Source organism: Georgenia muralis (assembly GCF_003814705.1).
In the GTDB taxonomy this organism is placed as follows: Bacteria; Actinomycetota; Actinomycetes; order Actinomycetales; family Actinomycetaceae; genus Georgenia; species Georgenia muralis.
Window position 1 is genome coordinate 2,566,888 of the sequence record NZ_RKRA01000001.1, and the last position, 17,292, is coordinate 2,584,179.

18 protein-coding genes are annotated in these 17,292 nt (G+C 74.6%); 15 read left to right on the plus strand and 3 right to left on the minus strand.

Going from position 1 to position 17,292, the window contains the following annotated elements:
• Positions 1-126: 126 nt before the first annotated feature.
• Positions 127-1,374, minus strand: a complete 1,248-nt coding sequence (locus EDD32_RS11560) for an IS256 family transposase (RefSeq protein ID WP_123916160.1) — start codon at positions 1,372-1,374, stop codon at positions 127-129.
• A gap of 478 nt (positions 1,375-1,852) precedes the next feature.
• Here EDD32_RS11560 and EDD32_RS11565 point away from each other — a divergent pair, with 478 nt between their 5' ends.
• Together EDD32_RS11565 and EDD32_RS11570 are read left to right on the plus strand one after the other, a co-directional pair.
• Complete coding sequence (locus EDD32_RS11565; RefSeq protein WP_123917633.1) at positions 1,853-2,263, plus strand: endonuclease domain-containing protein; 411 nt, start codon at positions 1,853-1,855, stop codon at positions 2,261-2,263.
• 175 nt (positions 2,264-2,438) lie between these two features.
• A complete protein-coding gene (locus EDD32_RS11570; protein WP_123917635.1) occupies positions 2,439-3,533 on the plus strand; it encodes an amidohydrolase family protein in 1,095 nt (364 codons plus the stop codon).
• Between the two features lie 195 nt (positions 3,534-3,728).
• On the opposite strand, the gene EDD32_RS11575 is transcribed toward EDD32_RS11570, so the two are convergent.
• Positions 3,729-5,051 (minus strand): S8 family serine peptidase, encoded by a 1,323-nt coding sequence (locus EDD32_RS11575; RefSeq protein ID WP_123917637.1) that lies wholly within the window; start codon positions 5,049-5,051, stop codon positions 3,729-3,731.
• 379 nt (positions 5,052-5,430) lie between these two features.
• On the opposite strand from EDD32_RS11575, the gene rpsP reads away from it, so the two are divergent.
• The 12 genes from rpsP to EDD32_RS11635 all read left to right on the plus strand — a co-directional run bounded on the left by rpsP (position 5,431) and on the right by EDD32_RS11635 (position 15,139).
• The gene (gene rpsP, locus EDD32_RS11580; RefSeq protein WP_123917639.1) at positions 5,431-5,880 is read left to right on the plus strand and encodes a 30S ribosomal protein S16; all 450 of its coding nucleotides are present in this window, start codon (positions 5,431-5,433) and stop codon (positions 5,878-5,880) included.
• Positions 5,881-5,885: 5 nt separating this feature from the next.
• On the plus strand, positions 5,886-6,125 hold the full coding sequence (locus EDD32_RS11585; RefSeq protein WP_123917641.1) for an RNA-binding protein: 240 nt from the start codon (positions 5,886-5,888) through the stop codon (positions 6,123-6,125).
• A gap of 72 nt (positions 6,126-6,197) precedes the next feature.
• Positions 6,198-6,788 carry a ribosome maturation factor RimM gene (gene rimM / locus EDD32_RS11590; RefSeq protein ID WP_123917643.1) on the plus strand — a complete coding sequence of 197 codons (591 nt, stop codon included), beginning with the start codon at positions 6,198-6,200 and terminating at the stop codon, positions 6,786-6,788.
• Between the two features lies 1 nt (position 6,789).
• Positions 6,790-8,211: a tRNA (guanosine(37)-N1)-methyltransferase TrmD gene (gene trmD / locus EDD32_RS20125; protein WP_123917645.1), complete on the plus strand. Its 1,422-nt coding sequence runs from the start codon at positions 6,790-6,792 to the stop codon at positions 8,209-8,211.
• Positions 8,212-8,384: 173 nt separating this feature from the next.
• The gene (rplS, locus tag EDD32_RS11600; protein ID WP_123917647.1) at positions 8,385-8,741 is read left to right on the plus strand and encodes a 50S ribosomal protein L19; all 357 of its coding nucleotides are present in this window, start codon (positions 8,385-8,387) and stop codon (positions 8,739-8,741) included.
• 128 nt (positions 8,742-8,869) lie between these two features.
• Complete coding sequence (gene lepB, locus EDD32_RS11605; RefSeq protein ID WP_246006104.1) at positions 8,870-9,664, plus strand: signal peptidase I; 795 nt, start codon at positions 8,870-8,872, stop codon at positions 9,662-9,664.
• A 38-nt stretch (positions 9,665-9,702) separates the two neighbouring features.
• Positions 9,703-10,650, plus strand: coding sequence for a ribonuclease HII (locus EDD32_RS11610; RefSeq protein WP_342771403.1), 948 nt, complete (start codon positions 9,703-9,705; stop codon positions 10,648-10,650).
• A complete protein-coding gene (locus EDD32_RS11615) occupies positions 10,647-10,949 on the plus strand; it encodes a DUF2469 domain-containing protein (protein ID WP_123917649.1) in 303 nt (100 codons plus the stop codon). Before EDD32_RS11610 ends, EDD32_RS11615 begins: the two co-directional genes overlap by 4 nt.
• Before the next feature lie 202 nt (positions 10,950-11,151).
• Entirely contained in the window at positions 11,152-11,514 is a 363-nt protein-coding gene (locus EDD32_RS11620; protein WP_123917651.1) for a YraN family protein, read from the plus strand.
• Positions 11,515-13,059 carry a YifB family Mg chelatase-like AAA ATPase gene (locus EDD32_RS11625; protein WP_123917653.1) on the plus strand — a complete coding sequence of 515 codons (1,545 nt, stop codon included), beginning with the start codon at positions 11,515-11,517 and terminating at the stop codon, positions 13,057-13,059. It abuts the gene before it with no gap.
• On the plus strand, positions 13,052-14,194 hold the full coding sequence (gene dprA / locus EDD32_RS11630; protein ID WP_123917655.1) for a DNA-processing protein DprA: 1,143 nt from the start codon (positions 13,052-13,054) through the stop codon (positions 14,192-14,194). The genes EDD32_RS11625 and dprA overlap by 8 nt, the downstream gene beginning before the upstream one ends.
• A gap of 27 nt (positions 14,195-14,221) precedes the next feature.
• Positions 14,222-15,139, plus strand: coding sequence for a tyrosine recombinase XerC (locus tag EDD32_RS11635; protein ID WP_123917657.1), 918 nt, complete (start codon positions 14,222-14,224; stop codon positions 15,137-15,139).
• A gap of 2 nt (positions 15,140-15,141) precedes the next feature.
• Here EDD32_RS11635 and EDD32_RS11640 read toward each other — a convergent pair whose 3' ends face one another.
• Positions 15,142-15,852 carry a M23 family metallopeptidase gene (locus EDD32_RS11640; protein ID WP_211338806.1) on the minus strand — a complete coding sequence of 237 codons (711 nt, stop codon included), beginning with the start codon at positions 15,850-15,852 and terminating at the stop codon, positions 15,142-15,144.
• A gap of 399 nt (positions 15,853-16,251) precedes the next feature.
• Here EDD32_RS11640 and rpsB point away from each other — a divergent pair, with 399 nt between their 5' ends.
• On the plus strand, positions 16,252-17,265 hold the full coding sequence (rpsB, locus tag EDD32_RS11645) for a 30S ribosomal protein S2 (protein ID WP_123917659.1): 1,014 nt from the start codon (positions 16,252-16,254) through the stop codon (positions 17,263-17,265).
• Positions 17,266-17,292 lie beyond the last annotated feature (27 nt).

The following is a 17,292-nucleotide window of genomic DNA, read 5'->3' on the forward strand; positions in this document are numbered from 1 at the left end:
TGGCTTCACCAGAGGCGCTGTCCGGCATCGCGTCTCCCGAGGACGATGGCAACGGCTGGTCGGTGCCGCCTACGGTCAAGTCCTCTGGGGTGGTGTACGGGTTCGGCGTGATTCCTTCGTGGGGTGTTAGGCGCTGATGGCGCCGGCGATGGCGGGGTCCTCCTGTTCGGTCTCGGTGGTGGTGATGAGGCTCAGGCGGGCTTTGGCGAGGGCGTCGAGGCCGAAGTAGCGGCGGCCTTCGGCCCATTCGTCGTGCTGCTCGGCGAGCACGGCCCCGACGAGGCGGATGATGCTGGTGCGGTCGGGGAAGATGCCGACGACGTCGGTGCGGCGGCGGATCTCGCGGTTGAGGCGCTCGTTGGGGTTGTTGGACCAGATCTGGCGCCACAGGGCCTTGGGGAAGCCGGTGAAGGCCAGGATGTCGCCGCGGGCGTCGTCGAGGTGGGCGTGGACGTCGGGCAGCTGGGTCTCGACGGCGTCGAGGAGCTTGTCGAACTGGGCCTGGACGGCGGGGGCGTCGACCTGGTCGTAGACCGAGTGCAGCATGGCCTTCACGGCCGGCCAGGACGCCTTGGGGCACTTGGCCATGAGGTTCGCCGCGTAGTGCGTGCGGCACCGCTGCCACGCCGCCCCGGGCAGGGTCGCCCCGATGGCCTCGACCAGGCCGGCGTGGGCGTCGGACGTCACGAGCTTGACCCCGGTCAGGCCCCGGGCGACGAGGTCACGGAAGAACGCCAGCCACCCCGCCCCGGACTCGGCCGTGGCGACCTGGACACCGAGGACCTCGCGGTGGCCGTCGGCGTTGACGCCGGTGGCGACCAGGACGGCGACCTTGACCACCCGGCCACCCTCGCGGACCCGCATCGTGAGCGCGTCCGCGGCGAGGAACGTGTACGGGCCGGCGTCCAGCGGCCGGGTGCGGAAGTCCTCGACCTGGGCGTCGAGGTCCTTGGCCATCTGTGAGACCTGGGACCTGCTCAGCCCGGTGATCCCCAGGGTCTGGACGAGCTTGTCCATCCGCCGGGTGGAGACGCCCAGGAGGTAGCAGGTCGCCACCACGCTGGTCAGGGCCGCCTCGGCGCGGCGGCGCCGCTCGAGGAGCCAGTCGGGGAAGTAGGACCCGGTGCGCAGCTTCGGGATCGCGACGTCGATGGTCCCGGCGCGGGTGTCGAAGTCGCGGTGGCGGTAGCCGTTGCGCCGGTTGGTGCGCTCGTCCGAGACCTGCCCCCACGCTGCACCACACACGGCGTCGGCGTCGGCGGAGAGCAGGGCGTTGATGAACGTGGTGAGCAGCTGGCGCAGCAGGTCCGGGGACGCCTGGGCAAGGTGGTCCTGGAGAATCCGGGCAGGGTCGATACTGGAAGGAGCGGTCATCGCAGTCGGTCCTTTTCGAGAGTGCTGTGGAAGGTTCACTCGAAGGATCACGCGGTGACCGCACTCGTCTACGACGACACGCTCACCGAGCTACCGGTACACCACTCTGCTGGACGCAACTCCGCCTACGTCGACGTCACCGCACCTGTCCCGCCCGGCAGCGCCGCGCACCGCCGCGCCGCTGGGGCGGCACTGACTTGGCCGAGCGCGGTGGTGTGCCTGCGTACCGCCGCCGTGGTTCACGGGCTGCCGGTTCGCGACGACGGAATGGTTCACGTGGTCGTGCAGGGCCGTCGCCGGGTCTGGGCCGGACTCGTCCCGCACTTTTTCGAGCTGGGGCCGCGGGACGCGGGGAGGGTCTTCTCATTCCGGGTGACGACGCCGTTGCGAACATCCCTCGACTGCCTGGCGAGCTTCCCGTACCGCGACGCCGAAGACCTCATGGCGTGGGTCCGGACGCGGGAGATCGTGACGGTCGATGCCCTCGCTGCCCGCCGTCGCCGACCGCGGCGGGCAGCCTGGCGTCGCTCAGCTCCGCCGCCTGCTGGCGGCGACGACCGATGGAGCCCTCAGCGAGGGCGAGCGCCGCCTGCACCGGCTCCTGCACGTCGCCGGGCTGAACGGCTGGGAGGCGGACCAGCGGATCGTGGTGGGTGGCCGGGTGATCGCCCGCGCTGACGTCCTGTTCCGGGTCGAGCGGCTCATCCTGGAGGTGGACGGCCGGCGCGCGCACCCGGACTTCGAGGCCGACCGGGCTCGTCTCAATGCGCTCACCGTCGCCGGCTACACCGTCCTTCGGTTCACCTGGCGCCAGCTGGTCGACCAGCCTTCGAACGTTCTCGCGCAGGTCGGGGAGGCGTTGCGTCGAGCACGGACACGGACGGTGTGACGGGACGCGAAGCGCGGCGACGGCGCGGACAGCGGCGAGGCCTGCGACGGGGTGCGGACAGCGGCGGGTCCACGGCCGGCGGCGGCCCGCGGCCGGGTGTGTGGCCGGGACGGTGAGCGAGTGACAGCCGGCGGGGACCTCAGGCGCATCGTGACGGCGTGAGAGCCTGTCGCCCATGACCGAGGTCCTCCACCTGACCGGCACGATCGTCGTCGACGACGCCACCGAGCTGGACGAGGCGTGGGTCGTCGACGGCCGACTGACCTTCCGGCGCCCCGACGACGCCGGTCGCGCCCGCATCCTCACGGGCTGGGTGCTTCCGGGGCTGGTCGACGTCCACTGCCACATCGGGCTCGGCGCAGCCGGGGAGGTCGACCAGGCCGAGGCGGAGGTGCAGGGCAAGGCCGACCGTGACGCCGGCACGCTGCTCGTCCGTGACGCCGGCTCGCCCATGGACAACCGCTGGGTGCAGCAGCGCCCCGACATGCCCCGTCTGATCCGGGCCGGCCATCACCTCGCCCGCCCGAAGCGGTACCTGCGGCACTACGGCCGCGAGCTCGACGACGTCGCCGACCTTCCTCGAGCCGCGGCCGAGGAGGCCGCGTACGGCGACGGCTGGGTCAAGATCGTGGCCGACTGGATCGACCGCGCCGAGGGAGCCGTGTCCGACCTGCGGCCGCTGTGGCCGGCCGAAGTCCTGCGCGACGCCGTCGCCGCGGCGCACGACGCCGGAGCCCGCGTCACCGCTCACGCGTTCGCCCGCGAGAGCATCGACCCGCTCCTCGACGCCGGGATCGACGGCATCGAGCACGGCACCGGCATGGACGCCGACCACCTGGCCGAGGCGGCCCGGCGGGGGATCGCGGTCACACCGACCCTCCTGCAGGTCGGCCGGTTCGCCGCGATCGCCGACCAGGCCGGAACGAAGTACCCCGTCTACGCCGACCGGATGCGGCGCATGCACGCCCGCCGGTACGACCAGGTCCTCGCGATGCACGACGCGGGAGTGCCGCTCCTCATGGGCTCCGACGCCGGAGGCACCATCAGTCACGGCTCGCTGCCCGCCGAGCTGGCCGAGGTCGCCCGGGCGGGTGTGCCGGCGCCCGACGTCGTCGCCGCGGCCTCGTGGCGAGCGCGCCGATACCTCGGTGCCGCGGGCATCGAGGAGGGGGCGAGCGCCGACGTCGTCGTCTACGACGCGGACCCGCGGGACGACGTCTCCGTCATCGCGAGGCCGGCAGCGGTGGTCCTGCGCGGCGAGATCGTCTGACCAGCGGGACGGCGACGCGCGCAACGGCCGAACCGCTGTCGTCGAACCGCAGTGGCTGAACTGCCGGCGCTGTGGCTGAATCGCGGTCGAAACGGCTGAACTACGGTCGACCCGGCCGCGCCGTCGGGTGGGGCGGCCGACGCGTTGCCGGTGCGGGGGAGGCCGCACCGGCAACGCGTCGGAGCAGGTGGTCGACTAGCGGCGGGCGGCCGCCTCCGCGTCGACCAGGCCGGCCCCGAAGAAGGACGTCCGGCCCTCGCCGCCGTAGCAGCGGGCGATCTGCGACTCCTCCTCCTGCACGTAGTCAGCGGGGCAGGCCATTTCCGTGGCGGTGGCCCGGACCGCCGCGGCGACGGCGCCCCAGGACCAGTCGGGGTGCTGCTCCACGATGAGCGCGGCGACGCCCGCGGCGTGCGGAGCGGCCATCGACGTGCCGTTGAGGAAGCCGTAGTTGTTGCCCTGGTCCACAACCGTGAGGCCCGGCAGGAACGCCTCGAGCGGGTCCAGGGAGGCGAAGATGTCGTTCGGGGTGTTGGGCAGCGCGCCGAGGATCGCGTCCTGGACGGTGTCCGTCGCGGCGAAGTAGTCGCCGCCCGGGGCGGCCACGTCGACGACGCCCATGCCCACGGACGAGTAGCTCGCCAGCTCCTCCGGTCCTGTCGCCGAGACCGTCAGGACGCCCGTCAGCTCCGCCGGCGCCACCCGGCAGTTGTTGCCCACCTCGCGCTCGACGGCGGTGTCGGGCGGCCAGTCCGGCGAGATGGTGTCGAGCTCCGGGTGCGCCAGGTCGGCCTGCTCGTTGCCGGCCGAGGCCACGACGAGGACGCCGCGCTGCTGGGCGTACCGCGTCGCCCGCTGGAGCTCGCGCAGGATCGCGCGCTGCTCGGCCTCGTTGCCGCAGTAGTACAGGTAGGGGTCGGCGAAGAGGCTGAGGTTGACGACGTCGAGCCCGAGGTCGCCGGCGTAGCGGAGCCCGGCGGCGACGGAGTCGGCGAAGCAGTAGCCGGCCTCGGTGCACACCTTGATGGCCACCAGGGTCGCGTCGGGCGCGACACCGGCGATACCGATCCCGCTGACCGGTGCGGCGATCGTGGACGCCACGTGGGTCCCGTGGCCGTTGACGTCGACGACCGCGGACTTGTTCGTGCAGTCCCCGTTACCCGCCTCACCCGCGGCGGCGGTGGGGGTGTCGTCGTCGATGAACGAGCACGACGCTGCCCAGTCGAGGTTCGGTGCGATGTCGTCGTGGGTGGGGTCGACGCCGCTGTCCAGAACCCCCACCCGCACCCCCTCGCCCGTCGCGAGGGCGTGGGCGCCGTCGGTGGTCGCCCCGATCTGCTCCATGTCCCACTGGCACGCGGCCAGGGGCTCGTCGGTGGGGGAGGTGCCGCCCCAGAGCTCCGCGCAGAGCTCGGCGAGCTCCTCCGCGGGCGCGGCCGCACCGGCGGGGGCGGCCGGCAGCAGGGCCAGCCCGGCCAGGAGCAGACCCGACAGAAGTGCCGTGAGTCGTCGTGCCATGGGTCCTCCTCGTCCTGCCCGGGAGCACCGTCGCACCCGGGTCAAGGTTCCGGACCGGGTCGGTACCGTGCCCGGACCTCGGCTGATCGTGCGCCCGCGGTCGGCGAAATGTCCAGAACGCGCCGGTGACCTCGGGCTTCACAATCCCGGCCACCGGTGAGGGCTGGTTCGTCGTCCCCAGCGGCCTGCACCCGGGGCCGGCGCCGTGGTGAGCCCCACGTTGGGACAACGGGCTCAGGTCTGGCAGAATGAACCGCTGTACTCAGCCCGATCGGCCCCTCTCACCGTCCGGTGCTGCGTCCCGTGATCTCGAACGGCCCCGAAACCCACCGGGGCCCGACGCGGTCCGCCCCTCATCGAAACCAGGAGTGACCACCTAGTGGCAGTCAAGATCCGTCTCAAGCGTCTCGGCAAGATCCGAGCGCCGTACTACCGCGTCGTCGTCATGGACTCGCGCACCCGCCGCGACGGCCGTGCGATCGAGGAGATCGGCAAGTACCACCCCACCGAGGAGCCCTCGCTCATCGACATCGACTCCGAGCGGGCGCAGTACTGGCTCTCCGTGGGCGCCCAGCCCACCGAGCAGGTCGCCGCGCTGCTCAAGGTCACCGGCGACTGGCAGAAGTTCAAGGGCCTGCCGGGCGCCGAGGGCACCCTGCGCACCAAGGACACCTCCGCCGACGGCGCGGCGAAGGCCAAGGCGGACGCGGTCAAGGCCGCGGACGACGAGGCCGAGAAGCGCAAGGCGAGGGCCGCCGAGGTCAAGGCCGAGAAGGAGGCCGAGGCGCCTGCGGAGACCGCGGCCGAGGCCCCCGCCGAGGACGCCTGATCCCCGTGCTGGCGGACGCTCTCGAGCACCTCGTGCGCGGCATCGTCGACCACCCCGACGACGTCCGCGTCACCACCCGGTCGCTGCGCCGGGGGGAGCTGCTGGAGGTGCGCGTGCACCCCGAGGACCTCGGCCGTGTCATCGGCCGCTCCGGGCGCACCGCACGCGCCCTGCGCACGGTCATCGGCGCACTGTCCACCACCGGCCCGGTCCGGGTCGACGTGGTCGACACCGACCGGCGCTGACGCACCACCTCGCAGACCCGGCCCGCCGTGCGGGCCGGGTCTGCGCGTTTCCCACCCAGAGAAGGAGCCGCCGTGCTGCTCACCGTCGCCGTGATCGGCGCCCCCCACGGACTTCGCGGGGAGGTCCGCCTCGACGTCCGCACCGACGACCCGGGCCGGCGCCTCGCCGTCGGCCAGGTGCTCGAGACCGAGCCGTCGGACGCCGGACCGCTGACCGTCTCACGGTTCCGCGCCCAGGGCGGGTCCACCTACGTCCACTTCGAGGAGGCCCGCGACCGGGGCGGCGCGGAGGCGCTGCGCGGTGTCCGCCTGGTGGTGGAGTCCGACGAGGACGAGGACGAGGGCGACGACGAGGGCTGGTACCCGCACGAGCTCGTCGGCATGCGCGTGCGCCACGTCGACGGCCGCGAGCTCGGCACCGTCGCCGAGCTCGAGCACTTCCCGGCGCAGGACGTCCTGCTCGTCACCGAGCCCGACGGCGCCCAGGCGCGGGTACCCTTCGTCGCCGAGCTCGTGCCCGAGGTCGACGTCGACGCCGGTGTCATCACCGTCGACCCGCCGCGCGGGCTGTTCGCCGCGGACCCGGGCGAGGAGGACGACGAGGCCGGCGACGACGGCCCGGCCACGTCGCCGAGCGGGGACCGGCCCGCGAGCGGGGCCTGACGTGCGCGTCGACGTCGTCACGATCTTCCCCGACTACCTCGCCCCGCTCGAGCTCTCCCTGGTGGGCAGGGCCCGTCGGGACGGGCTGCTCGACCTGCGCGTGCACGACCTGCGCGACGTCACGACGGACCGCCACCGCACCGTCGACGACACGCCGTTCGGCGGGGGCGCCGGCATGGTCATGCGGCCGGACGTGTGGGGGACCGCGTTGGACGGCGTGATCGGCGAGGGGCCCGCGGTGCTGCTGGTGCCGACCCCCTCGGGCGAGCGCCTCACCCAGTCCATGGCCCAGGAGCTGGCCGGGGCCGAGCGGATCGTCATCGCGTGCGGCCGCTACGAGGGGATCGACGCGCGCGTCGCCGAGCACTACTCCGCCGTGCCGGGGGTGCAGGTGCGCGAGGTCTCCATCGGCGACTACGTCCTCAACGGCGGCGAGGTCGCCGCGCTGGTCGTCGTCGAGGCCGTGGCCCGGCTCCTGCCCGGCGTCGTCGGCAACCCCGCCTCCCTCGTCGAGGAGTCCCACGGGGAGGCCGGGCTCCTGGAGTACCCCGTCTACACCAAGCCGCCCGTCTGGGCGGGGCTGGCCGTCCCCGAGGTCCTCACCTCCGGCCACCACGGGCGCGTCGCGCGCTGGCGGCGGGACCAGGCACTGGCACGCACGGCCGAGCGACGGCCCGACATGCTCGCCGCCCTCCCGCCCGGGGACCTCGACGCCGAGGACCGCCGCGTGCTCGCCGGGCTCGGCTGGTACGTCCCCGCCGGGTCCGGGCCGGTCCGGGTGCGGGTGCGCGACGCCGTCGCCGCCGACGCCCCGGCACTGGCGGACCTGGCCGCGGCCACCTTCCCGCTGGCCTGCCCGCCCGGCCTGGGGGCGGAGGACATCGCGGCGTTCGTCGGGTCACACCTGACGGCCGCGCACTTCGCCGCCTACCTGGCCGAGCCCGAGCGCTACCTCGTGCAGGTGGCCGACGCCGGCACCGACGTCGGCACCGACGCCGGCACCGACGTCGGCTCCGACGTCGCCGGCGGGGGCCCGCTCGTGGGCTACACCGTCGTCGTCCTGCCGCTCTCGGCCGATGAGGGGCCGGCGGCGGCCGAGGTCGCCGAGATCGTCCCGGGCCGCCCGGCCGCCGAGCTGAGCAAGTGCTACGTGCTGCCCGAGCTTCACGGGACCGGCCTCGGCGGTGCGCTGATGGCCTCCGCCGTGGACGCCGTCGCCGAGCGTCGGGTCGAGGGCGAGCCCGTGGCCACGCTCTGGCTCGGCACCAACAAGGGGAACCGCCGCGCGCAGCGCAGCTACCTCCGGCACGGGTACACCACGGTCGGCACCCGCTCGTTCCGTGTGGGCGAGGCGCTCGAGGAGGACCTGGTCATGGCCCGTCCGGTGCCGCACGCCACACCCGGGCCCGACGTCGGAGGTTAGCCAGCCCGTCACGGCTGTGGCAGACTAGGACGGCCCTGCGTCGCGACATCGTGCCTCCCGGACCTGCCACAGGGGGACCGGGCACGCCGACGCCGAGCACCCACGAGACGACAAGCGGCACACCGCCGCCCGAGCAGCGCGCGTGACCTGTGGCACGAGCGGGAAGAGATCACATGCAGACCCTGGACACCGTCGACGCCTCCTCGCTCCGCGAGGACATCCCGTCCTTCCGGCCCGGCGACACCCTCAAGGTCAACGTCAAGGTCGTCGAGGGCACCCGCTCCCGCATCCAGGTCTTCCAGGGCGTCGTCATCGCCCGCTCGGGCGACGGCGTGCGCGAGACGTTCAAGATCCGCAAGGTCAGCTTCGGCGTGGGCGTCGAGCGGACCTTCCCGGTGCACTCGCCCTCGTTCGACAGCATCGAGGTCGTCACCCGCGGTGACGTGCGTCGCGCCAAGCTTTACTACCTGCGCTCCCTGCGCGGCAAGAAGGCCAAGATCAAGGAGAAGCGCCAGCCCACCGCGCGCTGACCCGTGCTGCCCGGCCACCCTCGCGGTGTGCCGGGCAGCGTGCTGTCCGGACCTTGTAGGGTCTAGCCACGGCCCCCGTCGGGCCGCGACCGGCAGGGTCGCACCGCAAGAGGGGAAGTCACGACCAGGTGAGCACCGAGAGCACCAACGCGCCGGAGCAGGGCGAGCCCCTCGCCCCGACGGCGCCGGCGCCCCGCCCGGCGATGCCGCCGAGCTACCCGCCCGCTCCCGCTCCCTCGGCCGCCGCGCCCCCGGCCCGGCGCCGTGGCGGGTGGCTGCGCGAGACCCTCACCGTGATGGTCAGCGCCCTGGTCCTGTCCGTCCTCATCAAGACCTTCTTCGCGCAGGCGTTCTACATCCCGTCGGGCTCCATGGAGCACACCCTCGAGCTCGGTGACCGGGTCATGGTCAACAAGCTGGCGCCCGAGCCGTTCGACCTCGAGCGCGGTGACGTCGTCGTCTTCGTCGACCCTGGTGGGTGGCTCGACGATCTCCCCCCGGACACCCGGCCCGTGTGGCAGCAGCGGGTGACCGAGGTTCTCACCTGGGTGGGTCTGCTTCCCCAGGACGCCGGCCAGCACCTCATCAAGCGCATCGTGGGAGTCGGCGGCGACACGGTGGCCGCCGAGGACGGCGTCCTCACGGTCAACGGCGAGGCCGTCGAGGAGCCGTACCTGCGGGAGGGCGTGTCCTCGAGCGAGACCGACTTCTCCGTCGAGGTCCCCGAGGGCCAGCTGTGGCTCATGGGCGACAACCGCTCGAACTCGGCGGACTCCCGCGCGCACCTCGGTGACCCCGGCGGCGGCACCGTGCCGGTCGACAACGTCGTGGGCCGCGCCTTCGTCATCCTGTGGCCCGCGGAGCGGATCTCCCTGCTCAACAACCCCGGGACCTTCGAGGACGTCCCGGCCCCAGCGCCGTGAGCGCGCCCGCCGACCGCGTGCCGGCGACGAGAGCCGCCGTGCGGTCCACCGCCCGACGCCGGCCGTCGCGGAGCCTGGAGACGGCGCTGCTCGCCGAGCTCGGCGGCGACGTCCTCGTCGCGGGCATGGACGAGGTGGGGCGCGGCGCGCTGGCCGGCCCGGTCACCGTCGGCGTCGCCGTCGTCGGTGCCGCGACGTCGCGCCGGATGCCCCGTGGCCTCGCCGACTCCAAGCTGCTGACCGCACGGGCCCGTGAGGACCTCGTCGACCCGGTGCACGCGTGGTGCGCGGACTCGGCCGTCGGCCACGCCGGTCCGGAGGAGATCGACCGCCTCGGCATCATCGCGGCGCTGCGGCTCGCCGGCCGTCGGGCGCTGGCCGAGCTGGCCGCCCGCGGACGCGTCCCGGCGGTCGTCATCCTCGACGGCGTCCACGACTGGCTCAGCGACCCGGAGCCGGACCTCTTCTCGGCGATGCTCGTGCCCGATCTCGACGTGCCGGGCGCCCCCGTCCCGTGCCCGCCGGTGCGCACCCAGGTCAAGGCCGACGCCGCGTGCGCCGTCGTCGCCGCCGCGAGCGTCCTGGCGAAGGTGGCCCGCGACCGGATCATGGTGGACCTCGCACCGCACCACCCGCGGTACGGCTGGGAGGCGAACAAGGGGTACAGCTCCGCCGAGCACATCGAGGCCCTGCGCGAGGACGGCACCTGTGAGCTGCACCGCCGCTCCTGGCGGCTGCCCGGCCTGGGCGGCCCCGACCGCGCGGGCGGCATCGACCCGAGCGGGGAGGACGTGGCGGCCTGCGAGGACGCCGTCAGCGACGACGTCCTCGATGATGACGTCCTCGGCGACGACGACGCGCGCGACACCCATGACGACGGGTTCGCCTCCCACGACGACGGGTTCGCCTCCCACGACGACGCGCTCGCCACCCACGACGGTGCGCGTACGTCCGAGCGTCGGCCGGAGGGCATGATGGTCCCGTGAGCGCCGAGGACCTGGAGAACTACGAGACCGAGCTCGAGCTCGACCTGTACCGCGAGTACCGCGACGTGGTGAGCCTGTTCTCGTACGTCGTCGAGACCGAGCGCCGGTTCTACCTGGCCAACAACGTCGACGTGCAGGTGCGCTCGACCGGCGGGGAGGTCTTCTTCGAGCTGACCCTGACCGACGCCTGGGTGTGGGACGTCTACCGCTCCGCCCGGTTCGTGAAGTCGGTGCGGGTGGTCACGTTCAAGGACGTCAACGTCGAGGAGCTCGCCAAGCGCGAGCTCGAGGTCCCCTGACCGGCGCGCTCGACGTCTCCTGACCGGACGCGTGGCGATGCCCTGACCGGACCCGCGCGACGTCACCTGCCCCACGCGAGCCCGAGGCCCTGAGGCCGCGGCGCCGCCCACTCCTCCCGCACCGCTCACCGCGCTGACGGTCCGTCCCCAGCCGGGCGGGCGGGCCGACGTCAGGGTCCGCCGCCCCGGCAGGCTCGCGTCCATGAGAGCCAAGGACGCGGTCGGTGCGTACGGCGAGCGCGTGGCCGAGCGGCTCCTCGCCGAGGAGGGCCTGGAGGTGGTCGAGCGCAACTGGCGCTGCGCGCGCGGGGAGATCGACCTCGTCGCCGTCGACCACGAGCGCGACGAGATCGTCTTCGTCGAGGTCAAGACCCGACGGGGAACGGCGCACGGTCACCCCGCCGAGGCCGTGACCCGGGTCAAGCTCGCCCGGCTGCGCGTCCTGGCGGCGCTGTGGCTGAGCGAGCACGACCGCCGCGCCCGCGGCATCCGCATCGACGTCGTCGCGGTCCTGGCCAGACCGGCGGGACCGGCGGTGGTCGAGCACCTCAGGGCGGTGGGGTGAGTGGGGCTCGGACGTACCCGCACCGTCTCGCTCCTGGGGCTGCAGGGGCACGTCGTCGAGGTGGAGGCGCACGTGGCGCCCGGCCTGCCCGCCTTCACGGTCGTCGGGCTGCCCGACGCCTCGGTCAACGAGGCCAAGGAGCGGGTGCGGGCCGCGGTGACGTCCTCGGGACTGGCGTGGCCCGCGCGCCGGACGACGGTGAACCTCTCCCCGGCGACCCTGCCCAAGACCGGCTCCGGCCTCGACCTGGCGCTCGCCGTGGCCGTGCTGGCCGCTGTGGGCCTGCCCGGGGCGGCGGAGGCCGCGGGGCGGGTCCACCTGGGTGAGCTCGGGCTCGACGGTCGGCTGCACCCGGTGCGCGGGATCCTGCCCGCCGTGGCCGCGGCGGTGAGCGCCGGTCGGCCCGACGTCGTGGTCCCCGCCGCCAACGCCGTCGAGGCGAGGCTCGTGCCCGGGGCGGTCGTCCGGCCGGTCCACCACCTCGCCGAGCTCCTGCGCTCCTACGGCGGTGACGCCCGGGTCCCGGACCTGCCCACCGAGATCCCGCGCTCGGTCGTGGTGCCCCCGGTCGTGCCGGCTCCGCCGGACCTCGCGGAGGTGCTGGGGCAGGACGAGGCCCGGTTCGCCCTGGAGGTCGCCGCGGCGGGCGGCCACCACCTCTTCCTCGTCGGACCGCCCGGCGCCGGGAAGACGATGCTCGCCGCCCGCCTGCCCGGGCTGCTGCCGGACCTCACCGACGCCGAGGCGGTGGAGGTGACCGCCGTCCACTCGGTGGCCGGCACGTTCGACCCCGCCCAGGGACTCATCCGGCGACCGCCCTTCGAGGAGCCGCACCACACCGCCACACCGGCCGCGGTGGTCGGCGGGGGGTCCGGCCTGCCGCGCCCCGGTGCCGCCAGCCGGGCGCACCACGGGGTGCTCCTGCTCGACGAGGCTCCCGAGTTCTCCCCACGGGTCCTGCAGACGCTGCGTCAGCCGCTCGAGCGCGGCGAGCTGGTCCTCCACCGTGCGGCCGGGACCGCACGCTACCCCGCCCGCTTCCAGCTGGTGCTCGCCGCGAACCCCTGCCCGTGCGGACGGGCGGTGGGCAAGGGCCTGCACTGCACGTGCCGGCCCATGGAGCGGCGGCGCTACCTGGCCCGGCTGGGCGGCCCGCTGCTCGACCGCGTCGACATCCAGGTCGACGTCGAGCCGGTGAGCCGCGCCGCGCTCTCGCTCGGCGGAGCCCCGGACACGACCGCAGCCGTGGCGTCGCGCGTCGCCCTGGCCCGGGACCGTCAGCGCCGGCGGCTGGCCGGCACCCCCTGGTCGACCAACGCCGCCGTGCCCGGCTCCTGGCTGCGTGGCCCGGAGGGCAACCTCCCCGACGACGTCCGTACCGCCCTCGGCCGCGCCGCGGACCGCGGGGTGCTGAGCATGCGGGGGATGGACCGCGTGCTGCGTCTGGCGTGGACCTTGGCGGACCTCGACGGACGCGGCCGCCCGACCGTGGCCGACGTCGGCGCGGCCCTCGGGCTGCGCACGAGAGGAGAGAGCGATGCCTGACCTGCCCTTCGACGCCGGCGACGCCCGCCTGGCGGCCGCCGCCTGGAGCCGCCTGGTGGAGCCGGGAGACACGGCCGCCGGGATCCTCGTCTCCCGGCTCGGCCCGGTGGCAGCCCTGGACTGGCTCGTCGGTGCCGCCCGCGGCCGGCCGGCGGCGGTGCCGGGCGAAGAACGGCCCTGGGAGGCGGCCGTGGCGCGGTGGGTGCCGCGCCTGGAGAACCTGGATGTGCGCCGCGAGCTCGAGGTGCTCCACCGGCTCGGCGGGACGCTGGTCGTGCCGGGTGAGCCCGGCTGGCCCACCGCCCTCGCCGACCTGGGCGAGGGCGCACCCTTCGCCCTGTGGGTGCGCGGGGACCCCACCGTCCTCGCCGCTCCACGGACGGCCGCGCTCGTGGGCGCCCGCGCGGCCACCGCCTACGGCCAGCGCGCGGCCGCCGACCTGGCGGGCGCACTGACCGAGGCCGGGACGGTCGTCGTCTCCGGCGGGGCGTACGGCATCGACGCCGCTGCCCACCGCGGGGCGCTGGCGGCCGGCGGTCCGACCGTGGCGGTCCTCGCCGGTGGCGTGGACCGGCTCTACCCAGCCGGGAACGCCGCCCTCCTGGAGGCGGTCGAGTCCGACGGGGCGGTCGTCGCCGAGGTACCTCCGGGCTGCGCACCGAGCCGGTCGAGGTTCCTCGCGCGGAACCGGCTCATCGCGGCGCTCGGGGCCGTGACCGTCGTGGTCGAGGCGGCCTGGCGCTCAGGGGCCCTGAGCACCGCCACCCGTGCGGCCGAGCTCGCCCGGCCCGTCGGCGCGGTCCCGGGCCCGATCACCTCGATGGCGTCGGTCGGTTGCCACCGGCTGCTGCGCGAGGGGGCGGTGTGCGTGACCGACGCCGCGGAGGTCCTCGAGCTCGCGGGCCCGGTGGGCAGCGCCACGGTCGCCGAGCCCGCGGTCCAGGCAGGCCTCCTCGACGGTCTGGACGACGTCGCCGCCCGGGTCCTCGACGCTCTGCCCGCCCGGTCGGCGGCACCGGCGGAGAACCTGGCCCGGACCGCCGGGCTCAGCGCCGCCGAGGTCCGTTCTGCGCTCGGCCTCCTCGAGCTCGCCGGCCGGGTCCGCCGGCACGGCAGCGCGTGGCGCCGGACCTGAGCGGGGCCGCCTGGCTACCGTGGCGTGATGAGCGTCGAGGCGGACCGGGAGGTGCTCGACGCGTTCCTGCGTCACCTCGCCCTCCAGCGCGGGATGTCCCCGCACACCGTGCGCGCCTACGCCGGGGACGTCCTCGACCTGCTCACCTACCTCGGTGCGGCCGGCGCCGCGCCGACGGCGCTCGCCTCGCTCGACCTCACCGACCTGCGCGGGTGGCTCGCGGCGCAGCAGCGGCGTGGGATGTCACGAGCCACACTGGCCCGCCGGGCCGCTGCCGCCCGTGCCTTCTCGCGCTGGGCGCACCGCAGCGGGCACCTGCCCGCGGACGTCGGTGCACGTCTGCGCAGCCCCCGCGCCGACCGCCACCTGCCCACGGTCCTCGGCGTCGACGACACCGCCCGCCTGCTGGCCGCGGCGCAGGAGCGTGCGGCCGACGACGAACCCCTGCACCTGCGCGACTGGGCGGCCCTGGAGCTGCTGTACGCCTGCGGGGTGCGCATCAGCGAGCTCGTGGGTGCCGACGTCGACGACGTGGATCTCGCCGAGCGGACCGTCCGGGTGCTCGGCAAGGGCGGGAAGGAGCGGGTGGTGCCCTTCGGCGTCCCGGCGGCCCGGGCCACGGCGGCGTGGCTCGAGCGCGGCCGACCGGCGCTCGCGGGTCCCACCTCCGCCGGCGCGCTGCTCCTGGGGGCGCGCGGAGCGCGGCTGGACCCCCGCACGGTGCGCGAGGTCCTGCACCGGCTCACCGCGGCGGCGGGCGTGCACGACCTCGCGCCGCACGGTCTGCGCCACACCGCCGCCACGCACCTCCTCGCGGGCGGGTCGGACCTGCGCACGGTCCAGGAGGTCCTGGGGCACGCCTCCCTCGCGACCACCCAGCGGTACACCCACGTCACCCCCGAGCGGCTGCGCGCCGCCTACGGCCAGGCGCACCCGAGGGCCTGAGCTCACGGCAGTCCGGCGAGGTCTGCCGGGAGCAGGCGCACCACCACCTCCAGGCCCAGCAGGTCCATGGGGTCGACGTAGGACTGCGGACCCGTGCGGGCGCCCCAGTGCAGGCAGGTCGTCAGCTCCCACACGGGGCAGTGACCGGACTCCAGCAGGCCGAGGACCTCGCCGCGGCGCACCCGGTCGCCGGTCGCCACCACGGGGGAGACCGGCTCGTACGTCGTGCGCACCCCGTCGGCGTGCTGGACCGAGACCACCGGACGGTCCACCACCTGGCCGGCGAAGACCACGACGCCGTCGGCCGCCGTGCGGACCGCCGAGCCCGAGCTGTGCGCCAGGTCCACGCCGCGGTGGCCCGATCCCCAGGGCTGCGCCGGGGCGGTGAAGTCCCGCACGAGGTCGGCCGGGCCACCGGTGGGCCAGTCGTACACGACCTCCCCGACCGACCGCCCCTGCGCGCTCGACGTGGGCACCGCGGGGGTGGCCCCGCTCCGGGCGCCGGCCGGGTCGAGACTCGAGTCCGGCGGGGCGGGGTCGACGCGCGCGGTGACGACCGGCGCGGTGACGACCGGAGCGGCGTCGACCGGCGCGGCAAGGGCGGGAGCGGCGGGTACCACCGGCCCGCCGGTCACCGCCACCAGGGAGAGGGCGGCGCCGGAGACCCCCACGAGGAGGGCGACGACCGCGGCGTGCGTACCGGAGAGGCTCATGCGGCGAGGGTCCGCCGTGCGAGCCGAGGCTGGGCCGTCGCCGGCACCGGCCTGGGGATGTCCTTGCGGGGCTGCCCGTGTGGAGGAGAGGTGCCCCCGGGCGGGCGGGCGGTGCGGGCCCGGACAGGGATCGGATAGCATGGCTCCCGCAACCGGCAGCAGTCGGTTGACATCGCGTGCCCGCATGTCGTCGCACCACCGCCCCGGTCCCCAACCGGGACGGCCAGGTCGGCGAGGCGACCTCCGGTCCTCTCCGCGCGAGAGGTGCTTTCTCGTCGCGGGCACCAGGGTCCCAGGCCACCCGGCCGCGGACGACAACCGAGAGACGGGCCGCGCGACGCCTTCACGGCGAGCGTGGCCCCGTGGTGTGCGGGATCCCCGCACCAGGAAGGACGAGCCATGGCCGTCGTCACCATGCGCCAGCTCCTCGAGAGCGGCGTGCACTTCGGGCACCAGACCCGGCGCTGGAACCCGAAGATGAAGCGCTTCATCTTCACCGAGCGCAACGGCATCTACATCATCGACCTGCAGCAGTCGCTGACGGACATCGACCGTGCGTTCGAGTTCGTCAAGGAGACCGTCGCCCACGGCGGGAACATCCTCTTCGTCGGCACCAAGAAGCAGGCGCAGGAGTCCATCGCCGAGCAGGCCCAGCGCGTGGGCATGCCCTACGTCAACGAGCGCTGGCTCGGCGGCATGCTCACCAACTTCGGCACCGTGCACAAGCGCCTCCAGCGCCTCAAGGAGCTCGAGCAGGTCGACTTCGACGACGTCGCCGGCAGCGGCTTCACCAAGAAGGAGCTGCTCATGCAGCGCCGTGAGCGGGACAAGCTCGCGCGCACCCTCGGCGGCATCCGCGACATGGCGAAGATCCCCTCGGCCGTGTGGATCGTCGACACGAAGAAGGAGCACCTCGCCGTCGCCGAGGCCCGCAAGCTCCACATCCCGGTCGTGGCGATCCTGGACACCAACTGCGACCCCGACGAGGTCGACTACCGCATCCCGGGCAACGACGACGCCATCCGCGCCGTCTCGCTGCTGACCCGCGTCATCGCGGACGCCGCGGCCGAGGGGCTCGTCGCCCGCCACGGTGGCGGCGGCGCCGCGCCCACCGCGGAGGAGCCCCTGGCCGAGTGGGAGCGCGAGCTCCTCGCCGCCCACGAGGCCGACCAGTCCGCGACCGCCTCCGTGGTCGCGGCCGATGCCCCCGCGGCCGACGTCGCTGCCGCCGAGCAGACCGCCGGCGTCACCCACGACGCCCAGGAGGTTGCCGAGGCCGCCGAGGCCGCCGAGGAGACCCCCGGCGTCGACGTCGCGGGCCCGGACACCACCCAGGTGGCCGACAACTCCGTCGCCGCGGAGGACGCCAAGGCCGCCGAGGCCGCGCCGTCCGCCGAGACCGAGCAGGCCTGACCCACCACCGCTGATCTGGAGAGGATC

Excerpts from the sequence above, each read along its gene's own strand:
- EDD32_RS11560 (WP_123916160.1), bottom strand. The coding sequence starts at position 1,374 with ATGACCGCTCCTTCCAGTATCGACCCTGCCCGGATTCTCCAGGACCAC.
- EDD32_RS11565 (WP_123917633.1), top strand. The coding sequence starts at position 1,853 with ATGCCCTCGCTGCCCGCCGTCGCCGACCGCGGCGGGCAGCCTGGCGTC.
- EDD32_RS11570 (WP_123917635.1), top strand. The coding sequence starts at position 2,439 with ATGACCGAGGTCCTCCACCTGACCGGCACGATCGTCGTCGACGACGCC.
- EDD32_RS11575 (WP_123917637.1), bottom strand. The coding sequence starts at position 5,051 with ATGGCACGACGACTCACGGCACTTCTGTCGGGTCTGCTCCTGGCCGGG.
- rplS (WP_123917647.1), top strand. The coding sequence starts at position 8,385 with ATGCAGACCCTGGACACCGTCGACGCCTCCTCGCTCCGCGAGGACATC.
- EDD32_RS11620 (WP_123917651.1), top strand. The coding sequence starts at position 11,152 with ATGAGAGCCAAGGACGCGGTCGGTGCGTACGGCGAGCGCGTGGCCGAG.
- dprA (WP_123917655.1), top strand. The coding sequence starts at position 13,052 with ATGCCTGACCTGCCCTTCGACGCCGGCGACGCCCGCCTGGCGGCCGCC.
- EDD32_RS11635 (WP_123917657.1), top strand. The coding sequence starts at position 14,222 with ATGAGCGTCGAGGCGGACCGGGAGGTGCTCGACGCGTTCCTGCGTCAC.
- EDD32_RS11640 (WP_211338806.1), bottom strand. The coding sequence starts at position 15,852 with ATGAGCCTCTCCGGTACGCACGCCGCGGTCGTCGCCCTCCTCGTGGGG.
- rpsB (WP_123917659.1), top strand. The coding sequence starts at position 16,252 with ATGGCCGTCGTCACCATGCGCCAGCTCCTCGAGAGCGGCGTGCACTTC.